We start from the raw sequence: 22,995 nt of genomic DNA, 5'->3' as shown, positions 1-22,995 counted from the left end.
GCAGGGGTCCCTCGCGGTCCCGTGCCTGAACCTGAAAAGGCTCAATCAGTGGCGAACATCAAGTCCCAGATCAAGCGGATCAAGACCAACGAGAAGGCTCGGCTGCGCAACAAGGCCGTCAAGTCCTCCCTGAAGACCGCGATCCGCAAGGCCCGCGAGGCCGCTGCCGCGGGTGACGTCGAGAAGGCCACCGAGTACCAGCGCGCTGCCGCGCGTCAGCTCGACAAGGCCGTCTCGAAGGGCGTCATCCACAAGAACCAGGCCGCCAACAAGAAGTCGGCGCTTGCTTCGAAGGTCGCCTCCCTCAAGGGCTGAACCCCTTATCTGGTCTGATCGGATCCGGTTCGCCGGATCCAGCGCCCGGTAGGACCCAGAGCGGGCCCTCTCTCATCCGCTCCCGACCGGCACCCAGAGCCTGTACGCGGCCTGCGTTCGCCACGCGGGTACGGGCTCGACATCGTGAACCGAAGGCCCCGGCGCCTCGCCCTTCCCCAGGGCGGGCACCGGGGCCTTCGGCATGTGCGCCTCGGTCAGCTCCAGAACTCGTTGGCCCGGTCGATGTCCTCGACGCATTCATCGAGGTCGGTGGCCTTGTCCCCGACGATCCGGAAGACGATGCAGCCGTTCTCGTCGAGGTGCTTGCCGTTGCGGTCGGCGGTGAAACGGTGCATGGCCACGACGTGGCCCCGGCCGTCGACCATGAGGGACATCAGCTCGGCCCGCATGGTGCCCTGAGTCTCCTCGGCGAGCCGGCCGTACATCCCGATGATCGCGTCCTGCCCCTTGTAGTCACCCGAGAGCGGGTGGTTGCCGGGTACGTGCTGCGTACAGTCCGACGTCATCAGTCCGCGCAACGTTTCCATGTCACCGCGCGCGAACGCCTCGTAGCCCTTGCGGACGAGCTGTGCGTGGGGGTGCTCAGCCATGGTTACCGCCACCTTTCGTTATCCGGCGGATGGGCGGCTGACAGGCACAATTCTGCTCCGCGTGCTGGGGATCGGCCTGGGGAGTCGGGTGAGCGCCGATCCAGGGTGCCGGGCTGTGTCGTCGGGCGGCTGCGGCGGCGTCGTGGCTGGTCGCGCCCACGCGGCGGAGCCGCACATTGATACAGCCCCGCGCCCCTGTCAGCGGCCTCTGCCGGAGCGGGCCGCCCTCGCGATCGTGACTACCGCCTTCTCCAGGGCGTACTCGGGGTCGTCCCCGCCGCCCTTGACTCCGGCGTCGGCCTCGGCGACGGCGCGCAGGGCCAGGGCGACGCCGTCGGGAGTCCAGCCGCGCATCTGCTGACGCACCCGGTCGATCTTCCAGGGCGGCATGCCCAGCTCACGGGCGAGATCGGCGGGGCGCCCACCGCGCGCGGAGGACAGCTTGCCGATGGCTCTGACGCCCTGTGCCAGAGCGCTGGTGATCAGGACGGGCGCCACACCGGTGGCCAGCGACCAGCGCAGCGCCTCCAACGCCTCCGCGGCCCGCCCCTCGACAGCCCGATCGGCGACGGTGAAGCTGGAGGCCTCGGCCCGCCCGGTGTAGTACCGCCCGACAACTGCCTCGTCGATGGTCCCCTCGACATCGGCGACCAGCTGCGACACGGCGGAGGCCAGCTCCCGCAGATCGCTGCCGATGGCGTCGACCAGCGTCTGACACGCCTCGGGCGTGGCGGACCGACCGGTGGCCCGGAACTCCTGCCGCACGAACGCCAGCCGATCAGCAGGCTTGGTCATCTTGGGACAGGCGACCTCCCGAGCCCCGGCCTTCCGCGCGGCGTCGAGCAGCCCCTTGCCCTTGACCCCACCGGCATGAAGCAACACAAGGGTGATCTCTTCGGCGGGCGCCGACAGATACGCCTTGACGTCCTTGACGGTGTCGGCGGACAGATCCTGAGCATTCCGCACGACAACGACCTTGCGCTCGGCAAAGAGCGAGGGGCTGGTCAGCTCGGCAAGGGTCCCCGGCTGAAGCTGCTCGGAACTCAGATCCCGTACGTCGGTATCGGCATCAGCAGCCTTGGCGGCCCGCACCACCTCCTGCACAGCCCGATCAAGCAACAACTCCTCCTGCCCCACGGCAAGAGTCACGGGGGCAAGCAGATCATCAGCAGCACTCTTCTTGGCCATCGGAACAAGGATGGCACGGGCCACTGACAGCGAGGGCCGCGCCTGGCAGCGGCGCCGCGGCACTGGTGGGCGCAGCGGCACCCCGCAAGCGCGGGCCCAGCGCACCCACCCCACGTCAGCCACCACGCCGGGCAACAGTCAGGGCAGGCCTACGGCTCCTCCCGCCACCCATCCCACTCCCCCGCAAACGCATCCAGCTCCGCAGGATCAAGCACCGCACCCTCGTCCCGCAGCACCACCAACCACTGCGCGTCCTCCGCGTCGTCCTCCCCGGCCAACGCATCCCGCACCATCCGAGGCTCCTCATCCACCCCGAACCGCTCCCTGAGCGCCTCCACGACCTCCTCCGCCGCGTCACGATCAGGCAGCACCAGCACATGTCTCACATCACTCACGCGCCCATTCTCCAGCCGCGCACACCCCCACCGCCCCTCACCCCTTCCGCACCACCGGCACCCGCTCCAGCTCGATCCCGAACCGCTCCCGATACGCCGTCAGCACCTCCTCGTCCGTCGCCAGGTGCCGCTCCACCTTCACCCCGTCCGCCCCGGTCGTCTTCAACGTCCGCCCGCTCAAAGTGATCCGCCCCCCGTCCTCCGTCACCCGCGTACACACCAGCGACCGCGTGAAGTGCGAGGCAGGCGAGGTGCACTGCCACCACGCCCCGGTGACGAAGTCACCCAGCACCCGGGGCCGCGTCTCCAACCGGTACTCCGGCCTGCCGTTCATCACGACGTCCAGGTCCGCCGCCTCCGGCACCCGGTACCCACCGCGCACCCCCGCCGCATCCGCCCCCGCCTCCACGATCCGGAACACACCCGCGGGATCCGGCTGCTCCCCCCGCGCCTCCAGCGCCAGCGGAAAGTGGCTGTGCGCCCCGAACCCGACGTCGGCCAGCCACTCACCCCCGTCGACCGTCCGCACCCGCAGCGCGAGATGGTCGTACGGGATCCCCAGCCGCCCGTCACGGTCGTACACCCGCCCCGCCAGCAGCGTGACCTCATACCCCAGCGCCGCCAGCAACGCCCCGAACGCGCCGTTCAGTTCGTAACAGAACCCTCCCCTCCGCGCCCCCACCAACTTGTCCAGCAGCCGCTTCTCCTCCAACACGATCTCCTCGCCGAGGTGGATCGACAGGTTCTCGAACGGCACGGTCTGCAAGTGGCGCACATGCAGCTCGCGCAGGACATCGACAGTGGGCCACGCCGGATGCTTCACACCGAGCCGACTCAGATAGGCATCAACCTGTGCGGAATTCATGACCTCAGTCTCCCGCCACTCGCAGTTCCTTGCCGTCGCCCACCACCGCCAACGCCCCGTCCACGTCCGTCCGCAGCACCACCGCCCCCTGCCGCCCGCAGCGCCGCGACCGTGCCGGGAGCCGGATGCCCATAGCTGTTGTCCTCGCCCGCCGAGATCAACGCCACCCGCGGAGCCGCCCCGCGTATGAGGTCGGGGTCCTGGTACGCCGACCCGTGATGCGCCACTTTCAGCACATCCACCCCCGCCGACAGCCCACCCGCCGCCGACCTCAACAGGGCCCGCTGAGCGGGAGGTTCGAGATCCCCCAGCAGCAGGATCCGCAACCCGGCCACCTCCGCGAGCAACGCGACACTCGCGTCGTTCGGACCTTCCGGTCCCGGCGCCGGAGCGGGCGGCGGCCACAGCACCTGCCAGGACAGCTCCCCGGTCCGCCGTCGCTCCCCGGCCACCGCCCGCGTCACCGGCACACCTCGCGCGGCGGCCTCCCTGCGGACGAACTCCGCCTGCTCCACCGGTTCCTCGTACCCGGTCGTCTCGATCTCCCCCACGGCCCGTCCGCGCAGCACCCCCGGCAGACCCGCCACATGATCGACGTGGAAGTGGGTGAGGACGATGAGGGGGATCCGGGTGATGCCGAGTCTGCGCAGGCAGTGGTCGACCAGCTCCGGATCGGGCCCCGCGTCCACCACCACCCCCGCGCCCTCACCCGCCGCCAGCACCACCGCGTCCCCCTGCCCCACATCGCACATGACCAGCCGCCACCCCGGCGGTGGCCAACCGTCGATCACCCGCACCAGCGGTGGCGGCTGCACCACGGCCAGCATCAGCAGCACCGCCCCGACCCCGCACCACCAGGGGTTCCGCCACAGCCGCCGCCCGACCAGGAGCCCGACGCCCGTGGCGAGGAGCAGCAGTCCCGCCCCGGCCCAGCTGCCCGGCCAGTCGATCCCCGCACCGGGCAGCGCCGCCCCGGTCCGCGCGATGTCCGCGATCCACCCGGCGGGCCAACTCGCGCCCCACGCCAGCGCCTTGGCCACCGGCATCGCCACCGGTGCCACGGCCAGCGCCGCGAACCCGAGAACCGTGGCCGGCGCCACGGCGAACTCCGCCAGCAGATTGCACGGCACCGCCACCAGGCTCACCCGCGCCGACAACACCACCACGACCGGCGCGCACACCGCCTGCGCCGCCGCGGCGGCCGCCACCGCCTCCGCCCACCGCGGACCGACCCCGCGCCGCCGCAACGCAGCACTCCAGCGCGGCGCCAGCAGCAACAGCGCCCCCGTGGCCAGCACCGAGAGCAGGAACCCGTAGCTGCGGGCCAGCCACGGATCGAACAGCACCAGCAGCAACACGGCCGTCGCCAGCGCGGGCAGCAGGGACCGGCGGCGCCCGGTCGCCAGGGCAAGCAGCACCACGGCACCGCAGGCCGCGGCCCGCAGCACACTCGGGTCCGGTCTGCACACGACGACGAAGGCGAGCGTGAGCGCCCCGCCGCACAGCGCGGTCGTCCGCAGCGACAGGCCGAGCCGCGGCGCAAGGCCACGGCGCTCGGCGAGCCGGGCCGTGCCCGGCGGTCCGATGAGCAGCACGAGGATGATCGTGAGGTTGCTCCCGGAGACCGCGAGCGTGTGCGCGAGGTCGGTCTCCTTGAACGCCTCGTCCAGCTCCGGGGTGATCCGCGAGGTGTCCCCGACGACCAGCCCCGGCAACAGCGCCCGCGCGTCCGCCGGAAGCCCGTCGGTCGCCTCGCGCAGCCCGGCGCGCAATCGCCCCGCGAACCGCTGCGCCGCCGAGGCCGGTGCCACCACCTCCGGCGCCGCCTCGCCCCGCACCCGCAGCACCCCCGCGACCCGGTCCCCGCCCGTCAGCGCGGGCGCGAGCCGTGCGCTCACCCTCACTCGGGTGGACGGCAGCAGCCCGAGCCAAGGCGACCCCCGGGACCCCCGCACCACCATCAGCACCGGCGCCCGCGTCACCACCGCCGGTCCCCCACCGACCGTCACCCGCCGTACCTCGGCGTCGATCAGCACGGCCGTCGGAGTCGTCCGGTCCCCGCTGACCCGGGGCCGGGTGAGCCGGGGATCGGAGGTCAGCTCGACCTCCGCGGTCACGGTGGCGTACTCCCGCGCCAGCTCGGGCACCGGCCCGCGCCGCAGATCGGCACCGTGCAGCCCGGCCGAGGCGGCGGCCGCCGCGACGCAGAGCAGAACGGCGGCCACCGACACGCGCGGCCACGCGAGCCGCCGCGCCCACAGCAGGACGACTGCCGGTCCCAGAGCCACGGCCGCCACCCCGACCGCCCACCCGCCCGGTGCGGTCAGCAGCAGCGCCGCCGTCGCCCAGGCCGCGAGCGCCGGTGGTACGAGCCGAAGGTCCGTCGGACCCTCCTGACGCGGATGGGACGCACCGAGCCGCTTGCCGGAGGCCGCGTGCACCTCGGGACGTACGGCTTCAGGGGCGCCGATCATGGCCGTACGAGTCATGGCCGTACGAGATTCCGCAGATCGGCGAAGCGACGCTCGCCGATGCCATTGACCTCGCGCAGCTCCTCCACCGAGCGGAAGCCGCCGCTCTGGGTGCGGTGGTCGATGATGTGCTGCGCCAGGACCGGGCCGACCCCGGGCAGGGTGTCGAGCTGCTCGGCGGTGGCCGTGTTGAGGGAGACGGGGGCCGTCGGTGCCGCTCCGCCCGCCGCGCCCGGCACCGGGGCAGCGCCCTGCACCGGCGCGGGCCCACCCACGACGACCTGCTCGCCGTCGACGAGGAACCGCGCCCGGTTGAGCCCTTCCGTACTGCTCCCCGGACGCACCCCACCCGCCGCCCGCAGCGCGTCATCGACCCGGGACCCGGCGGGCAGTCGATGGATCCCCGGCTCCCGCACCTTCCCACTGACGTCCACCACGATCTCGGACCCGGCGGAGGCCCCGGGCGAGGCACCGGCCACACCGACCGACGGTTCGGCACCGGGCTTCCCATACGCATACGAAGCCCTGTCCTGACCCGCCCGAATCACCTCGGGTGCCCGCACCCCCTGCGTCCGCCCGCTCCAGAAGTGCTGCGCGGCAACCCCCGCCGCGACGACGAGCACCATCGCGAGCGCGACCACGCTCCGCCGCTCCAGCCCGCACCGGGCCTGCACCCACAGCGGCAGCCGCTCCCGCAGCGCGAGCCCGGCGCGCTCACGCCAGTCGGGCCGCACGTCGGCCGAGGCCGCCTGCGGATGCACCTCCTCCTCCGGCGGCGGCCCGCTGCCCGACTCCCGTTCCTCCCTCGCCCGGTCACCGAAGAGCACTTCCGCGCGCCGACGAATCTCCTCGCCCGGAGCAGGCCGATGCGGGCGCCGGTGACGGGTGCGGACGTCGGAGCGGGGGCCACGACCCGGCCCACTGGCGGCGCCGCCTGCGCGAATGCGAGTACGTGTGCTTGATCGAAGTGCCATACGCCGAGGATGGGACATCCCGACGATCCGCGATGATCTTGCTCAATTCCCGGGGAGAATCCACCAGTTGTGGATAACTCCCTCACCCGCACGAGTGAGCGCCGGCGCCGCAGCCCTCACCGAGGCGAGACCACGACCCCCAGCAGTCCGGGCCCGGTATGCGCCCCGATCACCGCGCCCACCTCGCTCACATGCAGATCCGCCAGCCCCCGCACCCGCGTCCGCAACCGGTCCGCAAGCGCCGACGCCCGGTCCGGGGCGGCGAGATGGTGCACGGCGATGTCGACCTGCGCGCTGCCGGCCCGATCCGCCGCGATCTCCTCCAGGCGGGCGATGGCCTTCGACGCCGTCCGCACCTTCTCCAGGGGCTCGATCCGGCCACCGTTGAGCTGGAGCAGCGGCTTCACCGCGAGTGCCGAGCCGAGCAGGGCCTGGGCCGCCCCGATCCGGCCACCTCGGCGCAGATAGTCGAGGGTGTCGACGTAGAAGTAGGCGGAGGTGCCCGCGGCCCGCTTCTCCGCCGCCGTGACCGCCTCGTCGACCGTGCCGCCCGTCTCCGCGACCTCCGCCGCGGCAAGCGCGCAGAAGCCGAGTGCCATGGCGATCATCCCGGTGTCCACCACCCGCACCGGCACCGGCGCCTCCCGAGCGGCGAGCACGGCCGCGTCGTAGGTGCCGGACAGCTCGGCGGAAAGGTGCAGCGAGACGATGCCGGTGGCGCCGGACTCCGCGACCCTGCGGTAGGTCTCGGCGAACTGCCCGGGGCTGGGACGGGAGGTGGTGACGGGGCGCCGCTTCTGCAAAGCCTGGGCCAGGGAGCGGGTCGAGATCTCGGTGCCCTCTTCGAGCGCCTGGTCGCCGAGGACCACGGTCAGGGGCACCGCTGTGATGCCGTGACGCTCCATCGTCCGCGGCGGCAGGTAGGCCGTTGAATCGGTGACGATCGCGACATGGCGGGACATGAGCTGGAGGTTACCTGGCGTAGCGCCTGGGCGGCAGCCCGGGCCCTGTCACCTGGGCTGCCGTGGCCGGATCAAGTCGTGCTCTCGGGGCGGGGCTTCTTCTCCCATGGGTAGGCCGGGCGCGGGTCCGGCGGGGTGATGGCGGGCCTCGTCGGCTCCTCGGCCGTCCGCCGCTCCGGGGTGTCCGGCCAGGTCTGCTGGGCGGCGGCAGGCGCGTCGGCGACCGGCGCCTCGGGCCACGGCGGAGGCGGACCGGCGGCAGGCGTCCCCTCGGCGGTCCCGGTGGTCCCGGCGGCCTCCGTGGTCCCCGTGCCCTCGGTGGTCCAGTGCCGCAGGGCCCCCGCCTCCACGTCGATCTGCGCGCTCAGCGAGTCCAGGTCGTCGTCGGCGAACCGGCGGGCCCGGTCGCGGGCCGCCCAGCGCAGGGAGTCCGCCGAACCGACGATGCGCTCGGTGCGCTCCCGCAGGGCCGGGAGCCGCTCGGCGAGGGTCGAGCGGTCCGGTTCGCTCTCCAGGCGCCGCAGCTCGTCGTCGAGTTCGTGGCCGTGGGCGCTGAGCCGCTCGAAGAGGCCGAGGGACTCCTTCAGGGACTCGTCCTCGGCCACGCCCGCGTGCAGCGCGTCCTGAGTGGCGCGCATCGAGGTGCGCAGCTTCAGCCGCAGCTGGGCCAGCTCGCCCACGGGGCCCGGCTGGGCGAAGGACTTGGCGCGCAGGGTGTGGTCCTCCACCGTGCGCCGGGCCTGCGTGATCGTGCGGTCCGCGGCGCGTTTGGCGGCGCCGACCGCCTTCACCGTGGCGTAGACGCCGAGCACCACAAGGAGCACGAAGAGCAGGGCCACGACTGCGATCACGGATCCCACGACGCTCCTCCTCCGACCGAACACGGCACACGCCGCGCTGCTCTCCACGGTAAACGCAGCGAGCAGGCCCGGAGTTCCAGCAGAACCCCGAACCTGCCCGTAGGGGACCACCCCGAGGCAGCCTTCGCAGGCAGCCCCCGGCCGCTACGCCGTAACGATGTTCACCAGCTTCGGCGCCCGCACGATCACCTTCCGGATGCCCGCCCCGTCCAGCGCCGCCACGACCTTGTCGTCACCCAGCGCGACCTTCTCCAGCTCCTCCTCGGAGATGGACGGCGAGACCTCCAGCCGGGCCTTGACCTTGCCCTTGATCTGGACGACACAGGTCACCGTCTCGTCGACGACATACGCCGGATCGGCGACCGGGAAGTCCTGGTGCACCACCGAGTCCTCGTGCCCCAGCTTGCGCCACAGCTCCTCGGCGATGTGCGGGGCCAGCGGGGCGACCAGCAGCACCAGCGCCTCGGCGACCGAACGCGGCACCGCGCCGCCCGCCTTGGTCAGATGGTTGTTCAGCTCGGTCACCTTGGCGATGGCGGTGTTGAACCGCATGCCCTCCAGGTCACCGCGCACCCCGTCGATCGCCTTGTGCAGCGCCCGCAGCGTGTCCTCGTCGGCCTCGGCGTCGACGACGGTCACCGCGCCGCTCGCCTCGTCGACGACGTTGCGCCACAGCCGCTGGAGCAGCCGGAACTGGCCGACCACCGCGCGGGTGTCCCACGGCCGGGAGACGTCCAGCGGGCCCATCGCCATCTCGTACAGCCGCAGCGTGTCCGCGCCGTACTCCGCGCAGATCTCGTCCGGAGTGACCGCGTTCTTCAGGGACTTGCCCATCTTGCCCAGCAGCCGGGAGACCTTCTCGCCCTGGTAGTAGTACGCGCCCTCGCGCTCCTCCACCTCGGCGGCCGGCACCGCGATGCCCCGGCTGTCGCGGTAGACGTAGGCCTGGATCATGCCCTGGTTGAACAGCTTGTGGAACGGCTCCGCGGAGGAGACGTGCCCCAGGTCGAACAGCACCTTGGACCAGAAGCGGGCGTACAGCAGGTGCAGCACGGCGTGCTCGGCGCCGCCGACGTACAGGTCGACACCGCCGTGCGGCATGCCCTCACGCGGGCCCATCCAGTACTGCTCGATGTCCGGGTCCACCAGCCGGGCGGAGTTGTGCGGGTCCAGGTAGCGCAGCTCGTACCAGCAGGAACCGGCCCAGTTGGGCATGGTGTTGGTCTCGCGGCGGTACTTCTTCGGACCGTCGCCCAGGTCCAGCGTGACGTTGACCCAGTCCTCGTTGCGGGACAGCGGCGTCTCCGGCGACGTGTTCGCGTCGTCCGGGTCGAAGGTGCGCGGGGAGTAGTCCTCGACCTCGGGCAGCTCCAGCGGCAGCATCGAATCGGGCAGGGGGTGCGCGGTGCCGTCCTCGTCGTAGACGATCGGGAAGGGCTCGCCCCAGTAGCGCTGGCGGCTGAACAGCCAGTCGCGCAGCCGGAAGTTGACGGTGCCCTCGCCGGTGCCGGTGCGCTCCAGCCACTCGGTGATGCGTGCCTTGGCCTCGGCGACGCCCAGGCCGTCCAGGGAGACACCCTCACCCGTGGAGTTGATGATCTTCGCGTCGTAGGAGGAGAACGCGTCCTCCCACGTCGAGGTGTCCGTGCCGCGGCCGTCCGTCGGCTCGACGATGCAGACGATCGGCAGCTCGAAGGCGCGCGCGAACTCGAAGTCACGCTGGTCGCCGCAGGGCACGGCCATGATCGCGCCGGTGCCGTAGCCCATCAGGACGTAGTCGGCGATGAAGACCGGGACCTGCTTGCCGTTGACCGGGTTGGTGGCGTACGCGCCGATGAAGACCCCGGTCTTGTCCTTGGCCTCGGCCTGCCGCTCGACGTCGGACTTCGAGGCGGCCTGCGCACGGTAGGCGGCGACGGCCTCGGCCGGGGTGGCGTGACCGCCGGTCCACACGTCGTGGGTGCCCTCGGGCCAGGCGGCCGGGGTGAACTTCTCGACCAGCGGGTGCTCGGGGGCCAGCACCATGTAGCTCGCACCGAACAGGGTGTCGGGGCGGGTGGTGAACACGGTGATGTGCTCGCCGTCGATCGGGAAGTCGACGCGGGCGCCCTCGGAGCGGCCGATCCAGTTGCGCTGCTGCAGCTTGATGGCCTCGGGCCAGTCCAGCGCGTCCAGGTCGTCCAGCAGCCGGTCGGCGTAGGCCGTGATGCGCATGTTCCACTGGCGCAGCTTGGCCTTGAAGACGGGGAAGTTGCCGCGCTCGGAGCGGCCCTCGGCGGTGACCTCCTCGTTGGCCAGCACGGTGCCCAGGCCGGGGCACCAGTTGACCGGTGCCTCGGAGGCGTAGGCCAGGCGGTACTCGCTCAGGACGTCGGCGCGCTCGGCGGCGGTCAGCTCGTTCCAGGAGCGCTCGCCGCGCACCCCGCGCTCACCGCTGTCGAACTGGGCGATCAGCTCGGAGATCGGGCGGGCCTTCTTCGCCTCGTCGTCGTACCAGGAGTTGAAGATCTGGAGGAAGATCCACTGGGTCCACTTGTAGTAGTCCGGGTCGATCGTGGCGAACGAGCGGCGCTTGTCGTGGCCCAGGCCCAGGCGGCGCAGCTGCGCCTTCATGTTCTCGATGTTCGCCTCGGTCGACACCCGCGGGTGCGTGCCGGTCTGCACCGCGTACTGCTCGGCGGGCAGGCCGAAGGCGTCGAAGCCCAGGGTGTGCAGGACGTTGTGGCCGGTCATCCGCTGGAACCGGGCGGCTACATCGGTGGCGATGTAGCCCAGGGGGTGGCCGACGTGCAGGCCCGCACCGGAGGGGTACGGGAACATGTCCATGATGAACTTCTTGGGCTTGGCGACCAGTGCGGGGTCGCCCGCCAGGTCGCCGCTCGGGTTCGGCGCCGCGTAGGTGCCGTCGGCGTCCCAGAAGTCCTGCCAGCGTGCCTCGATCTGCTCGGCCATGGCGGCCGTGTAGCGGTGCGGCGCGGCCACCTCAGCAGCGGCAGCGGGGTTCGTCTCGCTCATGATCCTCAAAGCTCCATCGATCGTCTCTGCCAGCGGCTGACGTCCAAGAAACGAAAAATCCCCTCGCACAGGAGGGGACGCCGCGCCGATTCCGGCCACTCTTTCCGACGGTGGCCGGTGCTGATCAGCGCGGCTCGCTAAGCAGAAGGCGTACGGCACGCATGGCGTCAGGGTACCGCAGCCGTCGACCGGGTCGGCACCATCGAATCAGTTGTGAAGATTCAGAAAAGTTGAACAGAGTTCAATTATTACCCGGCGTAAGGGCCCCTAGCAGGACAACACCGGCCCCGTCAGGCGCGTTGATAACAACGCAATAACTCAAATGGCGTACTGCTCGGTTTGGGTCCACTTAGAGTGCGGCAGCGGGACCGCTTTCCCGAACCGCTCGGAGTTGCCCCCATGAACCCTCGACGTAGTACCAGCTCGCTCCCCAAACCCGGCCGCTCGGCCTATGGGGTGGCGTCGGCTGTCGTTGTGCTGCTCATACCCATCGTCGTACTGGTCGGAGGTGACCGCTTCCGCGAGTTCCTGAACTTCGGTGCGGGCGTTCTGTCCCTGGTCTCGCTCAGCTGCTCGGTGATCTGGGGCCTGGTCGCCCAGGACCGGATCATCCTCAACACGCGCCAGCGGATCATCGGCCAGGCCGTGCACCGCTCACTGGCGGTCGCCTCGATCGCCTTCCTGCTGGTGCACATCACGACCAAGCTCGCGCTCGACCACACCGAGCTGATCGCCGCCGTGATCCCCTTCTCACTGGGCTTCACCGGCCCCGGGGGCCTGATCGGCCTCGGCTCGCTGGCCGGGCTGCTGATGATCTTCGTGGGCATCACCGGCGCCCTGCGCAGCGCCTTCGCCTCCCCCGCCCCGGTCGCCGCCCGCTGGCGGGCCATGCACATGCTGGCCTACCCGGCCTGGTGCGCGGCGCTGGTGCACGGCCTGTTCGCCGGCCGCCCGGCGAAGACGTTCTTCATGGTGTCGTACGAGTTGTGCCTGGTCGGCGTCGGCGTCGCCCTGGCGCTGCGCGCGGCGCCGCGGCCGGTCAAGCGCAAGGTCGCCGACAGGATCGCCGCGTTCCTGGGCACCGCCGAGGAGCGCTCGGCCCGCGACGAACTGGACGCCAGCCGGGCCCGGATGGCCGAGACCGGCTCGCTCCCCGGCTACGAGCCCCAGCGCACCGCGGAGCGCGCCGCACCGCCGGCGGCCGAACCGGCGAACGGCTTCGCGGCCGCCTACCGCGCAGTCAACACACCCCCGCGCCCCCAGGATTCGTTCGCCGACTTCGGCGACCAGAGCGCGCAGCCCTTCGCCACCGACCAGACCGCGCGCATGGATCTGCCGCTGGACATGCAGCCCACCGAGGCGATCCCGCGCGTGGACAGCGGTGGCAGCACCTCCGGAAACTGGCCGATCCCCTCGCCCCCGCCCGTCGGCGAGGCGCCCCCGTCGGCGTACGACCCCCTCACGGACACCGGATACAACATCCCGACCTATGGCAATTCGGGCACCGGTGGGTACGGCGGGAGTGATGTGTACGACACCGGTGAGTACAACACCCTCTATGGCACGTACAACTCCAACGACACGTACAACAGCGGTCCCGCCAATGAACCACCCCCCGGTGAGTCCTTCGACGCACCGGGTTCGGGCGAACCTTGGAACACGCCTTCCGGAGGCTATAGGTGAACGAGGCCCTGCCCGACGTACCAGAAGTCCGCGTGGTCGGTCTTCCCCAGCTCACGTCGGGCTTCGACCTTGTCGAAAGACTTGATCTGCCCATGCACCTCAAGGTGCACGGGCCGCTCGAACCGATGGGCGGAGAGCAGCTCGCGCAGCTCTCCGAACGCATCAATCTGAAGGGCCGCGGCGGCGCGGGCTTCCCCTTCCACAAGAAGCTGCGCTCGGTCGCCGAATCGGCGATCAAGCGCGGCGTCAGGCCGGTCGTCGTCGTCAACGGCAGCGAGGACGAACCGGCCTGCCGCAAGGACACGGTGCTCATCAACCGTGCCCCGCATCTCATCCTGGACGGCGCGCTGCTGGTCGCCGAAGCCCTGGGTGCCCGCACGCTCGTGGTGGGGGTCACCCGGGAGTCGACGCAGCGCTCCATGGAGGCCGCGCTCGCCGAACGCGGCCTGAGCAACGGCCGCCGCTCGGCGCTGCGCGCCCGCGTGCAGCGCAATCCCGTACGGATGGTGACCGGAGCGGCGGCATCGCTGATCCGGTCGATCGACGGCGGACCGGCGATCCCGCCCGGCCGCAAGATCAGCGCGTCCAAGAGCGGCGTGGGCGGCGCGCCCACGCTCCTGTCGAACGCCGAGACCTTCGCCCAACTCGCCATCGCGGCCCGCATCGGCCCGGAGCGCTACGGCAACACCGGCCTGTACGACGAGCCGGGCACCGTCATGCTGACGGTGTCCGGCGCGGTCGCCCGCCCGATGGTGATCGAGGTCCCCACGGGCGTCCCGCTGCGCTACGTCCTCCAGCTCGCCGGCGCCCCGCCGGTGCCGCAGGGCGTGCTGACCGGCGGCTACCACGGCAAGTGGATCGACGCGGCGACGGTCAACGAGGCGATCGTCTCGCGCAATTCACTGGACGCGGTGGGCGGCGCCCTCGGCGCCGGCGCGATCCTGCCGATCACTCAGGCGACCTGCCCGCTGGGCGAGTCGCTGCGGGTGGCGCAGTGGCTGGCGGAGGAGAGCGCGGGCCAGTGCGGCCCCTGCTACCTCGGTCTGCCGGCCGCCGCGCGCGGCATGGAGGACATCCTCAACGGCGGCGGACCGGCCGCCCTGGAGGCGCTCAAGCAGGTCGCGAAGAACGTGAAGCGGCGCGGCGCGTGTTCGCACCCGGACGGCTCGGCGATGTTCCTGGAGTCGACCATCAAGGCGTTCACCGACGACCTGGCCGCGCATGTCCTCGGAAACGGCTGCGGACGGCCCGTGGAGGGCGTGCTGCCGCTCTTCGAGGGGGGCAAGGCCCCTACGGGCATCCCGGGCGGCGCGGAGTCCGAGGAGAACGGCCCCAGCCGCCAGAAGATCTTCGTCGACTGGACGCTGTGCCGGGGCCACGGCCTGTGCGCGGACATCCTCCCGGAGGTCTTCGAACTCGGCGCCGACGGCTTCCCCACCGTCGCCCAGGCCCAAGTCCCGCGCTACGCCGAGGCGAAGGCGCTGCGCGCGGTCCGCCGCTGCCCCGCGCTGGCCCTGCGCATCGAGGACCAGTCGGAGCGGGCCCCGTCCCGCAACAACCTGCCGGTGCTCTCCCAGGGCCGCGGCCGCCGCGCCCTGGGCCGCTGAAGTACCGCATACGCAAAAGATCCCGCCGGGTCCTCACGACCCGGCGGGATCTTTATCTGTGGAGCTAAGGAGAATTGAACTCCTGACCTCCTGCATGCCATGCAGGCGCTCTACCAACTGAGCTATAGCCCCTTGCTTGGTCCGCCCGGTTCCCCTGTCGGTTTCCCCGGCGGCGACGCCAACATTACACGGTCCACCCGGTGCACCACCAAATCGTTTCCGCCGTGGGCGGATACGACCCGAATGTCCAGTTCCGTGCCAGGTGGCGTCAAGCCGTCACGAACGAGTAGAACCGCTTGAGCGTGCAGTGCTCCTCGAGAAGGCGGCCGTAGATCGGCTCGCCCTCGAGTTCACGGTACGTCTCGATCGGGTCGCCTTTTATGATCAGCGCCCGTGCGCATTCCTCGCACCAGTACTGGTAGTCCGGATTGACCGGTTCCATGTCGCGGACGATCGGCGTCCCGCTGCCGCACCAGTCACACCTTCGCCTATGTGCACCCATCGATCAGCTCCAGCTGTGGCCGCAGGCCGTGCACACGTAGGAGATCCCGCCGTTGTCGCCGAGGACCTGGGCGACATGGACGGAACCGCAGGAAGGGCAGCTGAGGCGGGTGACCGTGTCCCGTGCCCACCTCGAGTCGGAGAGGCGACCGGCCTCTCCGAGGATGCTCGCAGGCATCACTGCTCCCTCCCGTTCGGGCCGCGCCCCCTTCCGGCCGTTTGATTCTGCCACGGCCGGGCCAATACGGTCTCGCCACGGATGTATACGCCTGTGAGGTCTCAACCGACTCAAGCAGCTGTACACGAAAAATCCCACCCCCGCTGGGGGTGGGATCCTGATCTTCGTTCTTGATCTGTGGAGCTAAGGAGAATTGAACTCCTGACCTCCTGCATGCCATGCAGGCGCTCTACCAACTGAGCTATAGCCCCGCGCGTTCTTCCCGCTCAGCGGGGCGAACAAGAAGAACTCTAGCCTGCGACCTGCCAGAAAGTGAAATCCGGGTCTACGGCCCCCAGGGGGCCGTCAGTCGTCGTCGCCGAGCACCGGCTCCGGCAGGGTGCCGGCGTTGTGCTCCAGCAGCCGCCAGCCGCGGGCGCCCTCGCCGAGGACGGACCAGCAGCAGTTGGAGAGGCCGCCGAGGCTCTCCCAGTGGTGCGGCTCCAGACCCAGGAGCCGACCGATGGTGGTGCGGATCGTGCCGCCGTGGCTGACCACCACGAGGGTGCCGTCGTCGGGCAGCTTCTCAGCGTGCCGGAGCACCACCGGGGCGGCGCGGTCGGCGACCTCGGTCTCCAGCTCGCCGCCGCCGCGGCGGACCGGCTCACCGCGCTTCCAGGCGGCGTACTCCTCGCCGTAGCGGGCGATGATGTCCTCGTGCGTGAGGCCCTGCCAGACGCCCGCGTAGGTCTCCCTGAGGCCCTCGTCCTGGGCGACGTCCAGGCCGGTGAGCACGGCCAGCTCGGCGGCCGTGTGCGCGGCGCGCTGGAGGTCGGAGGCGACGATCGCGGCGGGCTTGAGGGAGGCCAGCAGCCGGGCGGCGCGGCGGGCCTGGGCGATACCGGCCTCGGTGAGGGCGACGTCGGTGGAGCCCTGGAAGCGGCGCTCCACGTTCCACGAGGTCTGGCCGTGCCGCCACAGGATGACGCGGCGACCGCGGCCCGGACGGCCCGCGGTCACCTCGCCGGTGGCGCTCATCGCCACTCACCGCTCGGTTCGGCCGCCTCCTCGGCGGCCTGGAGCTCGGCGTGCTCCTTGGCCTTGCCCCGGGTGGCCTTGGCGTCCTCGGGCAGCTCCAGCTCGGGGCAGTCCTTCCACAGCCGCTCCAGGGCGTAGAAGACCCGCTCCTCGCTGTGCTGGACGTGGACGACGATGTCGACGTAGTCGAGCAGCACCCAGCGGGCCTCGCGGTCGCCCTCGCGGCGGACCGGCTTGGCGCCGAGCTCCTTGCTGAGCCGCTCCTCGATCTCGTCGACGATCGACTTGACCTGGCGGTCGTTGGGCGCGGAGGCCAGCAGGAAGGCGTCGGTGATCGACAGCACGTCGCTGACGTCGTAGGCGATGATGTCGTGCGCGAGCTTGTCGGCGGCCGCCTGGGCGGCGGTGTTGATCAGCTCGATGGAACGGTCAGTGGCGGTCACTACAAGGCTTTCGGTCGGCGGTCACTGGACTTCAAGGGTCTCACGACCGCCGACGGCGCCCCACGTGATTGTTGACGGCCCCGATCTAGGACGACGACGGCGCGTAGTCCTGGCCGAGGACGACCGAGACGCTCGCGTTCGAGCCGACCTTGCCCTTCGACACCGCGCTGGTGGGCAGGCCCAGGGTCTTGGCGACCTCTGTGGCGTTCTCCTTGTCGGCGGCGTCGGCGTACACGACCTTGGACGCGGACTGGGCCGATGCGGCCGTACCGCCCTCCAGGAAGGTGAAGCCGCCGTTGAGGAGGACCACCCGGGCCTTCTCCGTGTTGTCCTTCACACCGCTGGCGTTCTGGACCGAGACCCGCACCGCCGCGTCCTTGTCGGGGCTCTTCGCGGTGCCACCGAGGACGTCCTTGACCACGCTGGCGCTGGTCTCGGCGGTCAGTGTCCCGTCGCCCTGCACCGGCAGCAGCGCCGTCTTGTGGTCGCCGCCCTTGGCGAGGTCGGCGAGCTTGGCGAGGAAGGTGCCGAGGTCCTTGTCCGTCATGGACGGGTCGAGGATCTGCTGGAGCGTCTGCACGGTGACCGTCGCGGCCTGGGGATCGGAGGACAGCTTGCGCAGCACGCCCTGCATGACCTGCCCGAACCGCTCCAGCTGGGCGTTCTGGGCCTCTCCGGAGCCGCGGTAGGTGGCGTAGGCGACGGCCATCTTGCCGCTGAGGGTCTGCGCCTCGCCCTTGTTGACCAGCGGGGCGGCGCCCTTGGACTTCTTGTCGGACGGATCGGGCACATCGGTGTTGGTGTCGACGTCGATGTTGCCGACGAGGTCGACCAGGTTCTGGAGGTAGGGGGTGTCCAGCCGCCAGGTGCCCTGGATCTCGGTGCCGAGGACGGCGTCCAGTGCCTCGCGGGTGCCGGAGGAGCCGTCGTCCTCGACCGACTTGGCGAGCGTGGTCGTGGTGCCGTCGTCGCCGCTCAGGCCGAGGGAGTTGGGGAGCAGGACGGTCGTGCCCTGCTTGGTGGTGGTGTTGTCGACGAGCAGGGCCGTCGCGGTGTCGCCGTTCTTGGTGTTGTGCAGGTGCACGACGACCACGTCGCGCTGCTGGGCGCCGACGGCCGTCGCGGTGTCGGTGTCGTCGCCGGAGGAGGACACACCGGGCAGCTTCCCGGCGTACCAGAGATAGCCGACGCCGCCGGCCGCTACCAGCGCCAGGACCACGACGAAGGCGACCAGGCGGCTGCGGGCGCGGCGCTTGGCCTCCTCGCGGCGCTCGGTGCGGTTCTCGGTGAAGTTCAGCCAGTCGATGACGTCCTCGGAGTCACCGTCCGGCTCCTCGACGAAGGCGAACTGCTCGGTGCGGTAGTCCCGTTGGTCCCGCCCCGGCTCCTCCGCCCGTTCCGCGGGCCCGGACTGCTGCGGGATGTGGGCGGTCTGCTCGGCGACCCGCGGCTGCTGCCCGCTCGCCGCGGTCTGCCCGTAGGGGTCGTACGAGGGGGCCGCGCCGCCCGTGGTCTGGCCGTAGGGGTCGTACGGCGGGGCCGGCCGCTGCTGACCGGTCGCGTACGGGTCGTAGCCGTATCCCTGCTGAGCGTAGGGGTCGTACGGCGGCTGAGGGGGCTGTTGCGGCGGCGGGACCTGTCGGTACACAGGCCGCCCGTACTCGTCGTAGCCGACGAGTTCGTACTGGTCGCCCCCGTACGCGTCGTATCGGTCGTTCACCGGTGCCCCTCTCGGCTCACTCGCCGCGGTACAGCTCGCGCTTGTCGATGTAGCGCACGACTCCGTCCGGCACCAGATACCAGACGGGATCGCCGTTGGCGACCCTCGCACGGCAGTCTGTGGAGGAGATGGCCAAGGCGGGAACCTCGACCAGCGAGACACCGCCCTCCGGGAGACCCGGGTCGGCCAGGTGGTGGCCGGGCCGGGTGACCCCGATGAAGTGCGCGAGGGAGAACAGCTCGTCCGCGTCCCGCCAGGTCAGGATCTGACCGAGGGCGTCGGCGCCGGTGATGAAGAACAGGTCGGTGTCGGGGTTGAGCGCCTTGAGATCGCGCAGCGTGTCCGTGGTGTAGGTCGGGCCGCCGCGGTCGATGTCGATCCGGCTCACCGAGAACTGGGGGTTCTCGGCGGTCGCGATGACCGTCATCAGATAGCGGTCCTCGGCCGGGGAGACCTTGCGATGGGTCTTCTGCCACGGCTGGCCGGTCGGCACGAACACGACCTCGTCCAGGTGGAACTGCGCGGCGACCTCACTGGCCGCCACCAGGTGCCCGTGGTGGATCGGGTCGAAGGTTCCGCCCATGACGCCGAGCCGGCGCTTGCCGGGGTTCGACGGGCCGTTGACCGGGCCGGTAGGCATGTCCTGCTCTCCCATGCGTGCAGACCCTACCGGCCCGACTTGTGAGCCCGGGTCGCCAGACCCCCGGGGCAGGGGTTCAGCGGTCCCGGTTGAAACGGGTGGTGACCCACAGCAGCAGCATCAGGATGACGAAGGCACCGCCACCGGTGACCAGCGGGTTGAGGCTCTCGTGGTTGCCGCCGTGCTCTCCGCCCTCGGAAGCGAGGGTGACCAACTGGGCAGCGGTGCTGTGGAAGCTCATCTTCGGCGAGACCTTCGGGTGTGGGCGGGATAAAGATGTCGGCTCATCGTAAGCGGGCCGCTCCGCGCCGATCACGCCGACTCCGCCGTTGGGGCACCCGGCACGCACCGCCCGGCGCGGCGCCCGCGCGCCGAGGCAACTTATCCGGCGCCTCAGTCGTCCTTCTGCTTGTACCCCCGCAGCAGGAACCACGCGGTCAGGACGGAGCCCACGACCATCACGATCAGGACGACCCGGAGCAGAATTCCCGCCCCTTGCTTCTCCGCCGCGCTCGCGGCCTCGGTCAGCCAGACGGCCGCGGGGTGGTGCTCCATGGCAGGGACTCCTTCGCTGTACTGCCCGTCCACGGTAACTCCGCCTAGGCTGGAGCCTGCTCAGGGGGCCCGAAGGGCCGTACGGCCACACAGACGCACATGGGGGACCACATGTCCGACGACGGCCACCAGCAGGACGGGCACGAGAACGTGCCGAGCAGGCAGCGCAGGCGCTTCCCCGGCATCTCCTCGCGGGCGTACGAGCACCCGGCCGACCGCAGTGCCCTGGTGGCGCTGCGCAAGCTGAGCGGGTTCGACACCGTCTTCAAGGCGCTGAGCGGACTGCTGCCCGAGCGGAGCCTGCGGCTGCTGTTCCTGTCCGACTCGGTGCGGGTCTCGGACCAGCAGTTCACGCACCTCAACGACATGCTGCGGGACGCCTGTTACATCCTGGACCTGGAGAAGGTCCCGCCGATGTACGTCAACCAGGACCCGCAGCCGAACGCGATGTGCATCGGCCTGGACGAGCCGATCATCGTGGTGACCACGGGGCTCGTCGAGCTGCTCGACGAGGAGGAGATGCGGGCGGTCGTCGGCCACGAGGTCGGGCACGCGCTGTCCGGGCACTCGGTGTACCGGACCATCCTGCTGTTCCTGACCAACCTCGCCATCCGGGTCGCCTGGATCCCGCTGGGCACCGTCGCGATCATGGCGATCGTGACCGCGCTGCGCGAGTGGTTCCGCAAGTCGGAGCTGTCCGCCGACCGCGCCGGTCTGCTGGTCGGCCAGGACCTCCAGGCCTCGATGCGCGGCCTGATGAAGATCGCGGGCGGCAACCATCTGCACGAGATGAACGTGCACGCGTTCCTCAAGCAGGCCGAGGAGTACGAGGCGGGCGGCGACCTGCGCGACTCCGTGCTGAAGATCCTGAACGTGCTGCCCCGCTCGCACCCCTTCACCACGGTCCGCGCGGCCGAGCTGAAGAAGTGGGCCGAGACCCGTGACTACCAGCGGATCATGGACGGCCACTACCCGCGCCGCTCCGAGGACAAGGACACCTCGGTGACGGACTCCTTCCGTGAGTCGGCGTCGCACTACGCCACGCATGTGAAGTCCTCCAAGGACCCGCTGATGAAGCTGGTCACGGACATCGCGGGCGGCGCGGGCGACCTCGGCGGCCGGGTCCGCCGGGGCTTCGGGGGCTTCGGCACCAACACCGGGTCCGCCGGCGCCCAGCGGCAGGACGAGCCGCCGACGGACACGCCTCCGCCGCCGCGGGACGGCGACTGAGTTCCAGGACCCCCGGCTCAGACCTTGGGCTGCGCACTCTCCGCCAGCGATCCGCACAGCGCCGTGGCGCTCCCGGTCGCGTAAGGGTCCGTACCGGCCGGGCCGCCCGCCTTGGCGGTCTGGCCGGCCAGCAGCGGGCGCAGCTGGTTCGCGGAGTCGCCGGCGCACGACAGCGGGCCGGCCTGGACGTAGGAGACGATCAGCTGGGCCTGGCGCATGCGCAGGTCGTCGTGGTCGAAGCGGAAGTGCAGCTCGCGCCGGACGGTGAACAGGGAGGCCTCCGCCTTCGCCCCGGAGCCGGCCGGGCGCAGCGCGTACACGAAGGTGTGGTCCGCGGTGACCTCGAGGGTGGACGAGTCGGCCTCGGCGGCCGTGAGCGTGCCCTGCGCCCGGATCTCGCGGTCGGCGAGCTCGACGCTGCCCGGGTCGAAGCGAACCAGCCAGCCGGTCGGGGCGTGCCTGCCGTCGGCGGTCGGGTGGTCGAAGCTCTGGTCGAACTGGTCGAGCTGGTCCGGGTCGAGCAGCACCCGCACCGGCCGGACCTGCTCGCCGAGGACCACCTCGGGATAGAGCGCGGAGCGGACGACGTAGTCCTTGGCGACGGTCAGCGCGTTCACGACCTGGCCCTCGGAGAAGTGCGCGGTGCTCCGGTAGGCGGGCAGCGGGACGCCCTCGGCGCCGATGCGGTACTGCGCGGCGGGGCTGTTCCGGTAGAGCGCCTCGGTGTCGGTCGAGCCGGGCACCTCGCCCGGCGGGGCGAGCGGGATCACGGTCATCCGCAGCGGCTCCACGGGCTGCGGGCTCGCCGGGGTCTGATAGGGGTGCCGGACGCCCATGTAGATCGCGGTGCCGAAGGCGACGGCGATCAGCAGGACCAGGATCAGGGCCTGCCGGGACAGACCCCGGCGCAGGGGCGGGCGGCGGCGGACGGCGGGCGCGTGATCGTCGATGCGCTCCTGCGCGGAGAACTCCTGGAGCCGGGCAGCGCGGACGAACGACTCGTCGAAGACGACGGATCGGTACTCGTCCTCGCCACCTCCGGGTCCGCCCTCGGGTGTCCCCTCAGGTGGGTCTCCAGGCCCTCCCATATCTTCAGAGTAGGTCTCCCGGAGCCCGGGTAAACGCCCCGCTGTACGACAAGTTCTGACAGGTTCTCACCAGATACGGCGGGTTTTGGCCGGGGCCCGTTCAGGGGGTTCGCGGGACGGCCGAGATGGCCGGCTGGGAATGGTCGGCGGAGACGGAGGGCACCACCGCTTCGCCCTGTTCGACGCCGGTCGAGGCGCCCGGGGGCGGGACCTGTTCCCGGTTGCCCGAGGAGGCGCCGCGGTAGACCGCCGTGAAGGCCAGCGCGACCATGCCGATGCCCATCACGAGGGCGAGCATCCAGGCGACGGGGCGGTGCCAGCGGACCTGTCGGCCGTAGGTGCCCGGGGCGCCGTAGCGGCCTTCGAGGACATCGGTGTCGTCCAGGTCGTCGAAGTCCGGATCATGGCCGAATCCGGTGGGGTCGTCGGAGCCGTACCCCTCTTCGTACCGCTCGCCCCGGCCGTGTGCCCGGCGGGCCTCGGCCGCGGCCAGGAGGCGTTCGACGGCGGTCGGCTCGTGCAGTGTGGCCGCCTGTACGAAGGCCTCATCGAAGACCACGGAGGCGAACTCTTCGTCCGACACCCCGCGGTCGTGGTCGTCGTCGGGCTCCCAGCCGTCGGGAAACGGCGTGCCCCCCACGTCCTCCGGCACAGCTCCAGAGTAGACCTGGGGGGTC

At 71.0% G+C, this 22,995-nt stretch carries 22 protein-coding genes, 2 tRNA genes and 1 pseudogene; 4 read left to right on the top strand and 21 right to left on the bottom strand.

The genetic code is table 11. The annotated features are described in order from the left end of the window. Window positions 1-48: 48 nt before the first annotated feature. The gene (gene rpsT, locus BN159_RS28375; protein ID WP_015660447.1) at window positions 49-315 is read left to right on the top strand and encodes a 30S ribosomal protein S20; all 267 of its coding nucleotides are present in this window, start codon (window positions 49-51) and stop codon (window positions 313-315) included. A gap of 215 nt (window positions 316-530) precedes the next feature. On the opposite strand, the gene BN159_RS28370 is transcribed toward rpsT, so the two are convergent. The 9 genes and pseudogenes from BN159_RS28370 to leuS form a co-directional block, all read right to left on the bottom strand. Next, entirely contained in the window at window positions 531-926 is a 396-nt protein-coding gene (locus BN159_RS28370) for a nuclear transport factor 2 family protein (RefSeq protein ID WP_015660445.1), read from the bottom strand. 198 nt (window positions 927-1,124) lie between these two features. Further along, on the bottom strand, window positions 1,125-2,114 hold the full coding sequence (holA, locus tag BN159_RS28365; RefSeq protein WP_041819953.1) for a DNA polymerase III subunit delta: 990 nt from the start codon (window positions 2,112-2,114) through the stop codon (window positions 1,125-1,127). A gap of 149 nt (window positions 2,115-2,263) precedes the next feature. Beyond that, a complete protein-coding gene (locus tag BN159_RS28360) occupies window positions 2,264-2,509 on the bottom strand; it encodes a hypothetical protein (protein ID WP_015660443.1) in 246 nt (81 codons plus the stop codon). Between the two features lie 37 nt (window positions 2,510-2,546). Then, on the bottom strand, window positions 2,547-3,374 hold the full coding sequence (locus BN159_RS47180; RefSeq protein WP_015660442.1) for an arylamine N-acetyltransferase family protein: 828 nt from the start codon (window positions 3,372-3,374) through the stop codon (window positions 2,547-2,549). A gap of 4 nt (window positions 3,375-3,378) precedes the next feature. Beyond that, window positions 3,379-5,848: pseudogene (locus BN159_RS28350) on the bottom strand (ComEC/Rec2 family competence protein). An 11-nt stretch (window positions 5,849-5,859) separates the two neighbouring features. After that, the gene (locus BN159_RS28345) at window positions 5,860-6,819 is read right to left on the bottom strand and encodes a ComEA family DNA-binding protein (RefSeq protein ID WP_086016464.1); all 960 of its coding nucleotides are present in this window, start codon (window positions 6,817-6,819) and stop codon (window positions 5,860-5,862) included. A gap of 116 nt (window positions 6,820-6,935) precedes the next feature. Beyond that, on the bottom strand, window positions 6,936-7,781 hold the full coding sequence (locus BN159_RS28340) for a DegV family protein (protein WP_015660439.1): 846 nt from the start codon (window positions 7,779-7,781) through the stop codon (window positions 6,936-6,938). 71 nt (window positions 7,782-7,852) lie between these two features. Beyond that, window positions 7,853-8,641 (bottom strand): hypothetical protein, encoded by a 789-nt coding sequence (locus tag BN159_RS28335; RefSeq protein ID WP_015660438.1) that lies wholly within the window; start codon window positions 8,639-8,641, stop codon window positions 7,853-7,855. 144 nt (window positions 8,642-8,785) lie between these two features. Then, window positions 8,786-11,656: a leucine--tRNA ligase gene (gene leuS / locus BN159_RS28330; RefSeq protein ID WP_015660437.1), complete on the bottom strand. Its 2,871-nt coding sequence runs from the start codon at window positions 11,654-11,656 to the stop codon at window positions 8,786-8,788. A 399-nt stretch (window positions 11,657-12,055) separates the two neighbouring features. On the opposite strand from leuS, the gene BN159_RS28325 reads away from it, so the two are divergent. Both BN159_RS28325 and BN159_RS28320 read left to right on the top strand, forming a co-directional pair. Next, the gene (locus BN159_RS28325) at window positions 12,056-13,339 is read left to right on the top strand and encodes a cytochrome b/b6 domain-containing protein (protein ID WP_015660436.1); all 1,284 of its coding nucleotides are present in this window, start codon (window positions 12,056-12,058) and stop codon (window positions 13,337-13,339) included. Further along, on the top strand, window positions 13,336-14,946 hold the full coding sequence (locus BN159_RS28320) for an NADH-quinone oxidoreductase subunit NuoF family protein (RefSeq protein ID WP_015660435.1): 1,611 nt from the start codon (window positions 13,336-13,338) through the stop codon (window positions 14,944-14,946). Before BN159_RS28325 ends, BN159_RS28320 begins: the two co-directional genes overlap by 4 nt. Before the next feature lie 59 nt (window positions 14,947-15,005). Here the strand turns inward: BN159_RS28320 and BN159_RS28315 are convergent. From BN159_RS28315 to BN159_RS46265, 10 genes are all read right to left on the bottom strand, one after another. After that, window positions 15,006-15,078: transfer RNA gene (locus BN159_RS28315), tRNA-Ala, on the bottom strand. A gap of 136 nt (window positions 15,079-15,214) precedes the next feature. Beyond that, on the bottom strand, window positions 15,215-15,448 hold the full coding sequence (locus BN159_RS28310) for a hypothetical protein (protein WP_015660434.1): 234 nt from the start codon (window positions 15,446-15,448) through the stop codon (window positions 15,215-15,217). Window positions 15,449-15,451: 3 nt separating this feature from the next. Continuing rightward, on the bottom strand, window positions 15,452-15,625 hold the full coding sequence (locus BN159_RS46275) for a hypothetical protein (protein WP_015660433.1): 174 nt from the start codon (window positions 15,623-15,625) through the stop codon (window positions 15,452-15,454). 178 nt (window positions 15,626-15,803) lie between these two features. Further along, window positions 15,804-15,876, bottom strand: a tRNA-Ala gene (locus BN159_RS28305). A gap of 94 nt (window positions 15,877-15,970) precedes the next feature. Continuing rightward, entirely contained in the window at window positions 15,971-16,642 is a 672-nt protein-coding gene (locus tag BN159_RS28300) for a histidine phosphatase family protein (protein ID WP_015660432.1), read from the bottom strand. Further along, a complete protein-coding gene (gene rsfS, locus BN159_RS28295) occupies window positions 16,639-17,085 on the bottom strand; it encodes a ribosome silencing factor (RefSeq protein WP_015660431.1) in 447 nt (148 codons plus the stop codon). Before rsfS ends, BN159_RS28300 begins: the two co-directional genes overlap by 4 nt. A gap of 85 nt (window positions 17,086-17,170) precedes the next feature. Then, window positions 17,171-18,805, bottom strand: a complete 1,635-nt coding sequence (locus BN159_RS28290; protein WP_015660430.1) for an LCP family protein — start codon at window positions 18,803-18,805, stop codon at window positions 17,171-17,173. 16 nt (window positions 18,806-18,821) lie between these two features. Beyond that, window positions 18,822-19,460, bottom strand: a complete 639-nt coding sequence (gene nadD / locus BN159_RS28285; RefSeq protein ID WP_041819946.1) for a nicotinate-nucleotide adenylyltransferase — start codon at window positions 19,458-19,460, stop codon at window positions 18,822-18,824. Window positions 19,461-19,521: 61 nt separating this feature from the next. After that, on the bottom strand, window positions 19,522-19,686 hold the full coding sequence (locus BN159_RS46270) for a hypothetical protein (RefSeq protein ID WP_015660428.1): 165 nt from the start codon (window positions 19,684-19,686) through the stop codon (window positions 19,522-19,524). A gap of 152 nt (window positions 19,687-19,838) precedes the next feature. Then, window positions 19,839-20,000 carry a hypothetical protein gene (locus tag BN159_RS46265; RefSeq protein WP_015660427.1) on the bottom strand — a complete coding sequence of 54 codons (162 nt, stop codon included), beginning with the start codon at window positions 19,998-20,000 and terminating at the stop codon, window positions 19,839-19,841. Between the two features lie 111 nt (window positions 20,001-20,111). Between BN159_RS46265 and BN159_RS28270 the strand changes: the two genes are divergently transcribed. Then, window positions 20,112-21,230 carry a M48 family metallopeptidase gene (locus BN159_RS28270; protein WP_015660426.1) on the top strand — a complete coding sequence of 373 codons (1,119 nt, stop codon included), beginning with the start codon at window positions 20,112-20,114 and terminating at the stop codon, window positions 21,228-21,230. Window positions 21,231-21,247: 17 nt separating this feature from the next. Here the strand turns inward: BN159_RS28270 and BN159_RS28265 are convergent, their stop codons facing one another. Further along, on the bottom strand, window positions 21,248-22,318 hold the full coding sequence (locus BN159_RS28265) for an SCO2583 family membrane protein (RefSeq protein WP_015660425.1): 1,071 nt from the start codon (window positions 22,316-22,318) through the stop codon (window positions 21,248-21,250). Between the two features lie 100 nt (window positions 22,319-22,418). Beyond that, window positions 22,419-22,970: an SCO2584 family spore wall biosynthesis protein gene (locus tag BN159_RS28260; protein WP_015660424.1), complete on the bottom strand. Its 552-nt coding sequence runs from the start codon at window positions 22,968-22,970 to the stop codon at window positions 22,419-22,421. Window positions 22,971-22,995: the final 25 nt, after the last annotated feature.

Origin of the sequence: Streptomyces davaonensis JCM 4913 (assembly GCF_000349325.1) — a bacterium.
Taxonomy (GTDB): domain Bacteria; phylum Actinomycetota; class Actinomycetes; order Streptomycetales; family Streptomycetaceae; genus Streptomyces; species Streptomyces davaonensis.
Note: the sequence above shows the minus strand (reverse complement) of the source record. Positions and strands in the feature narration are given on the sequence as shown.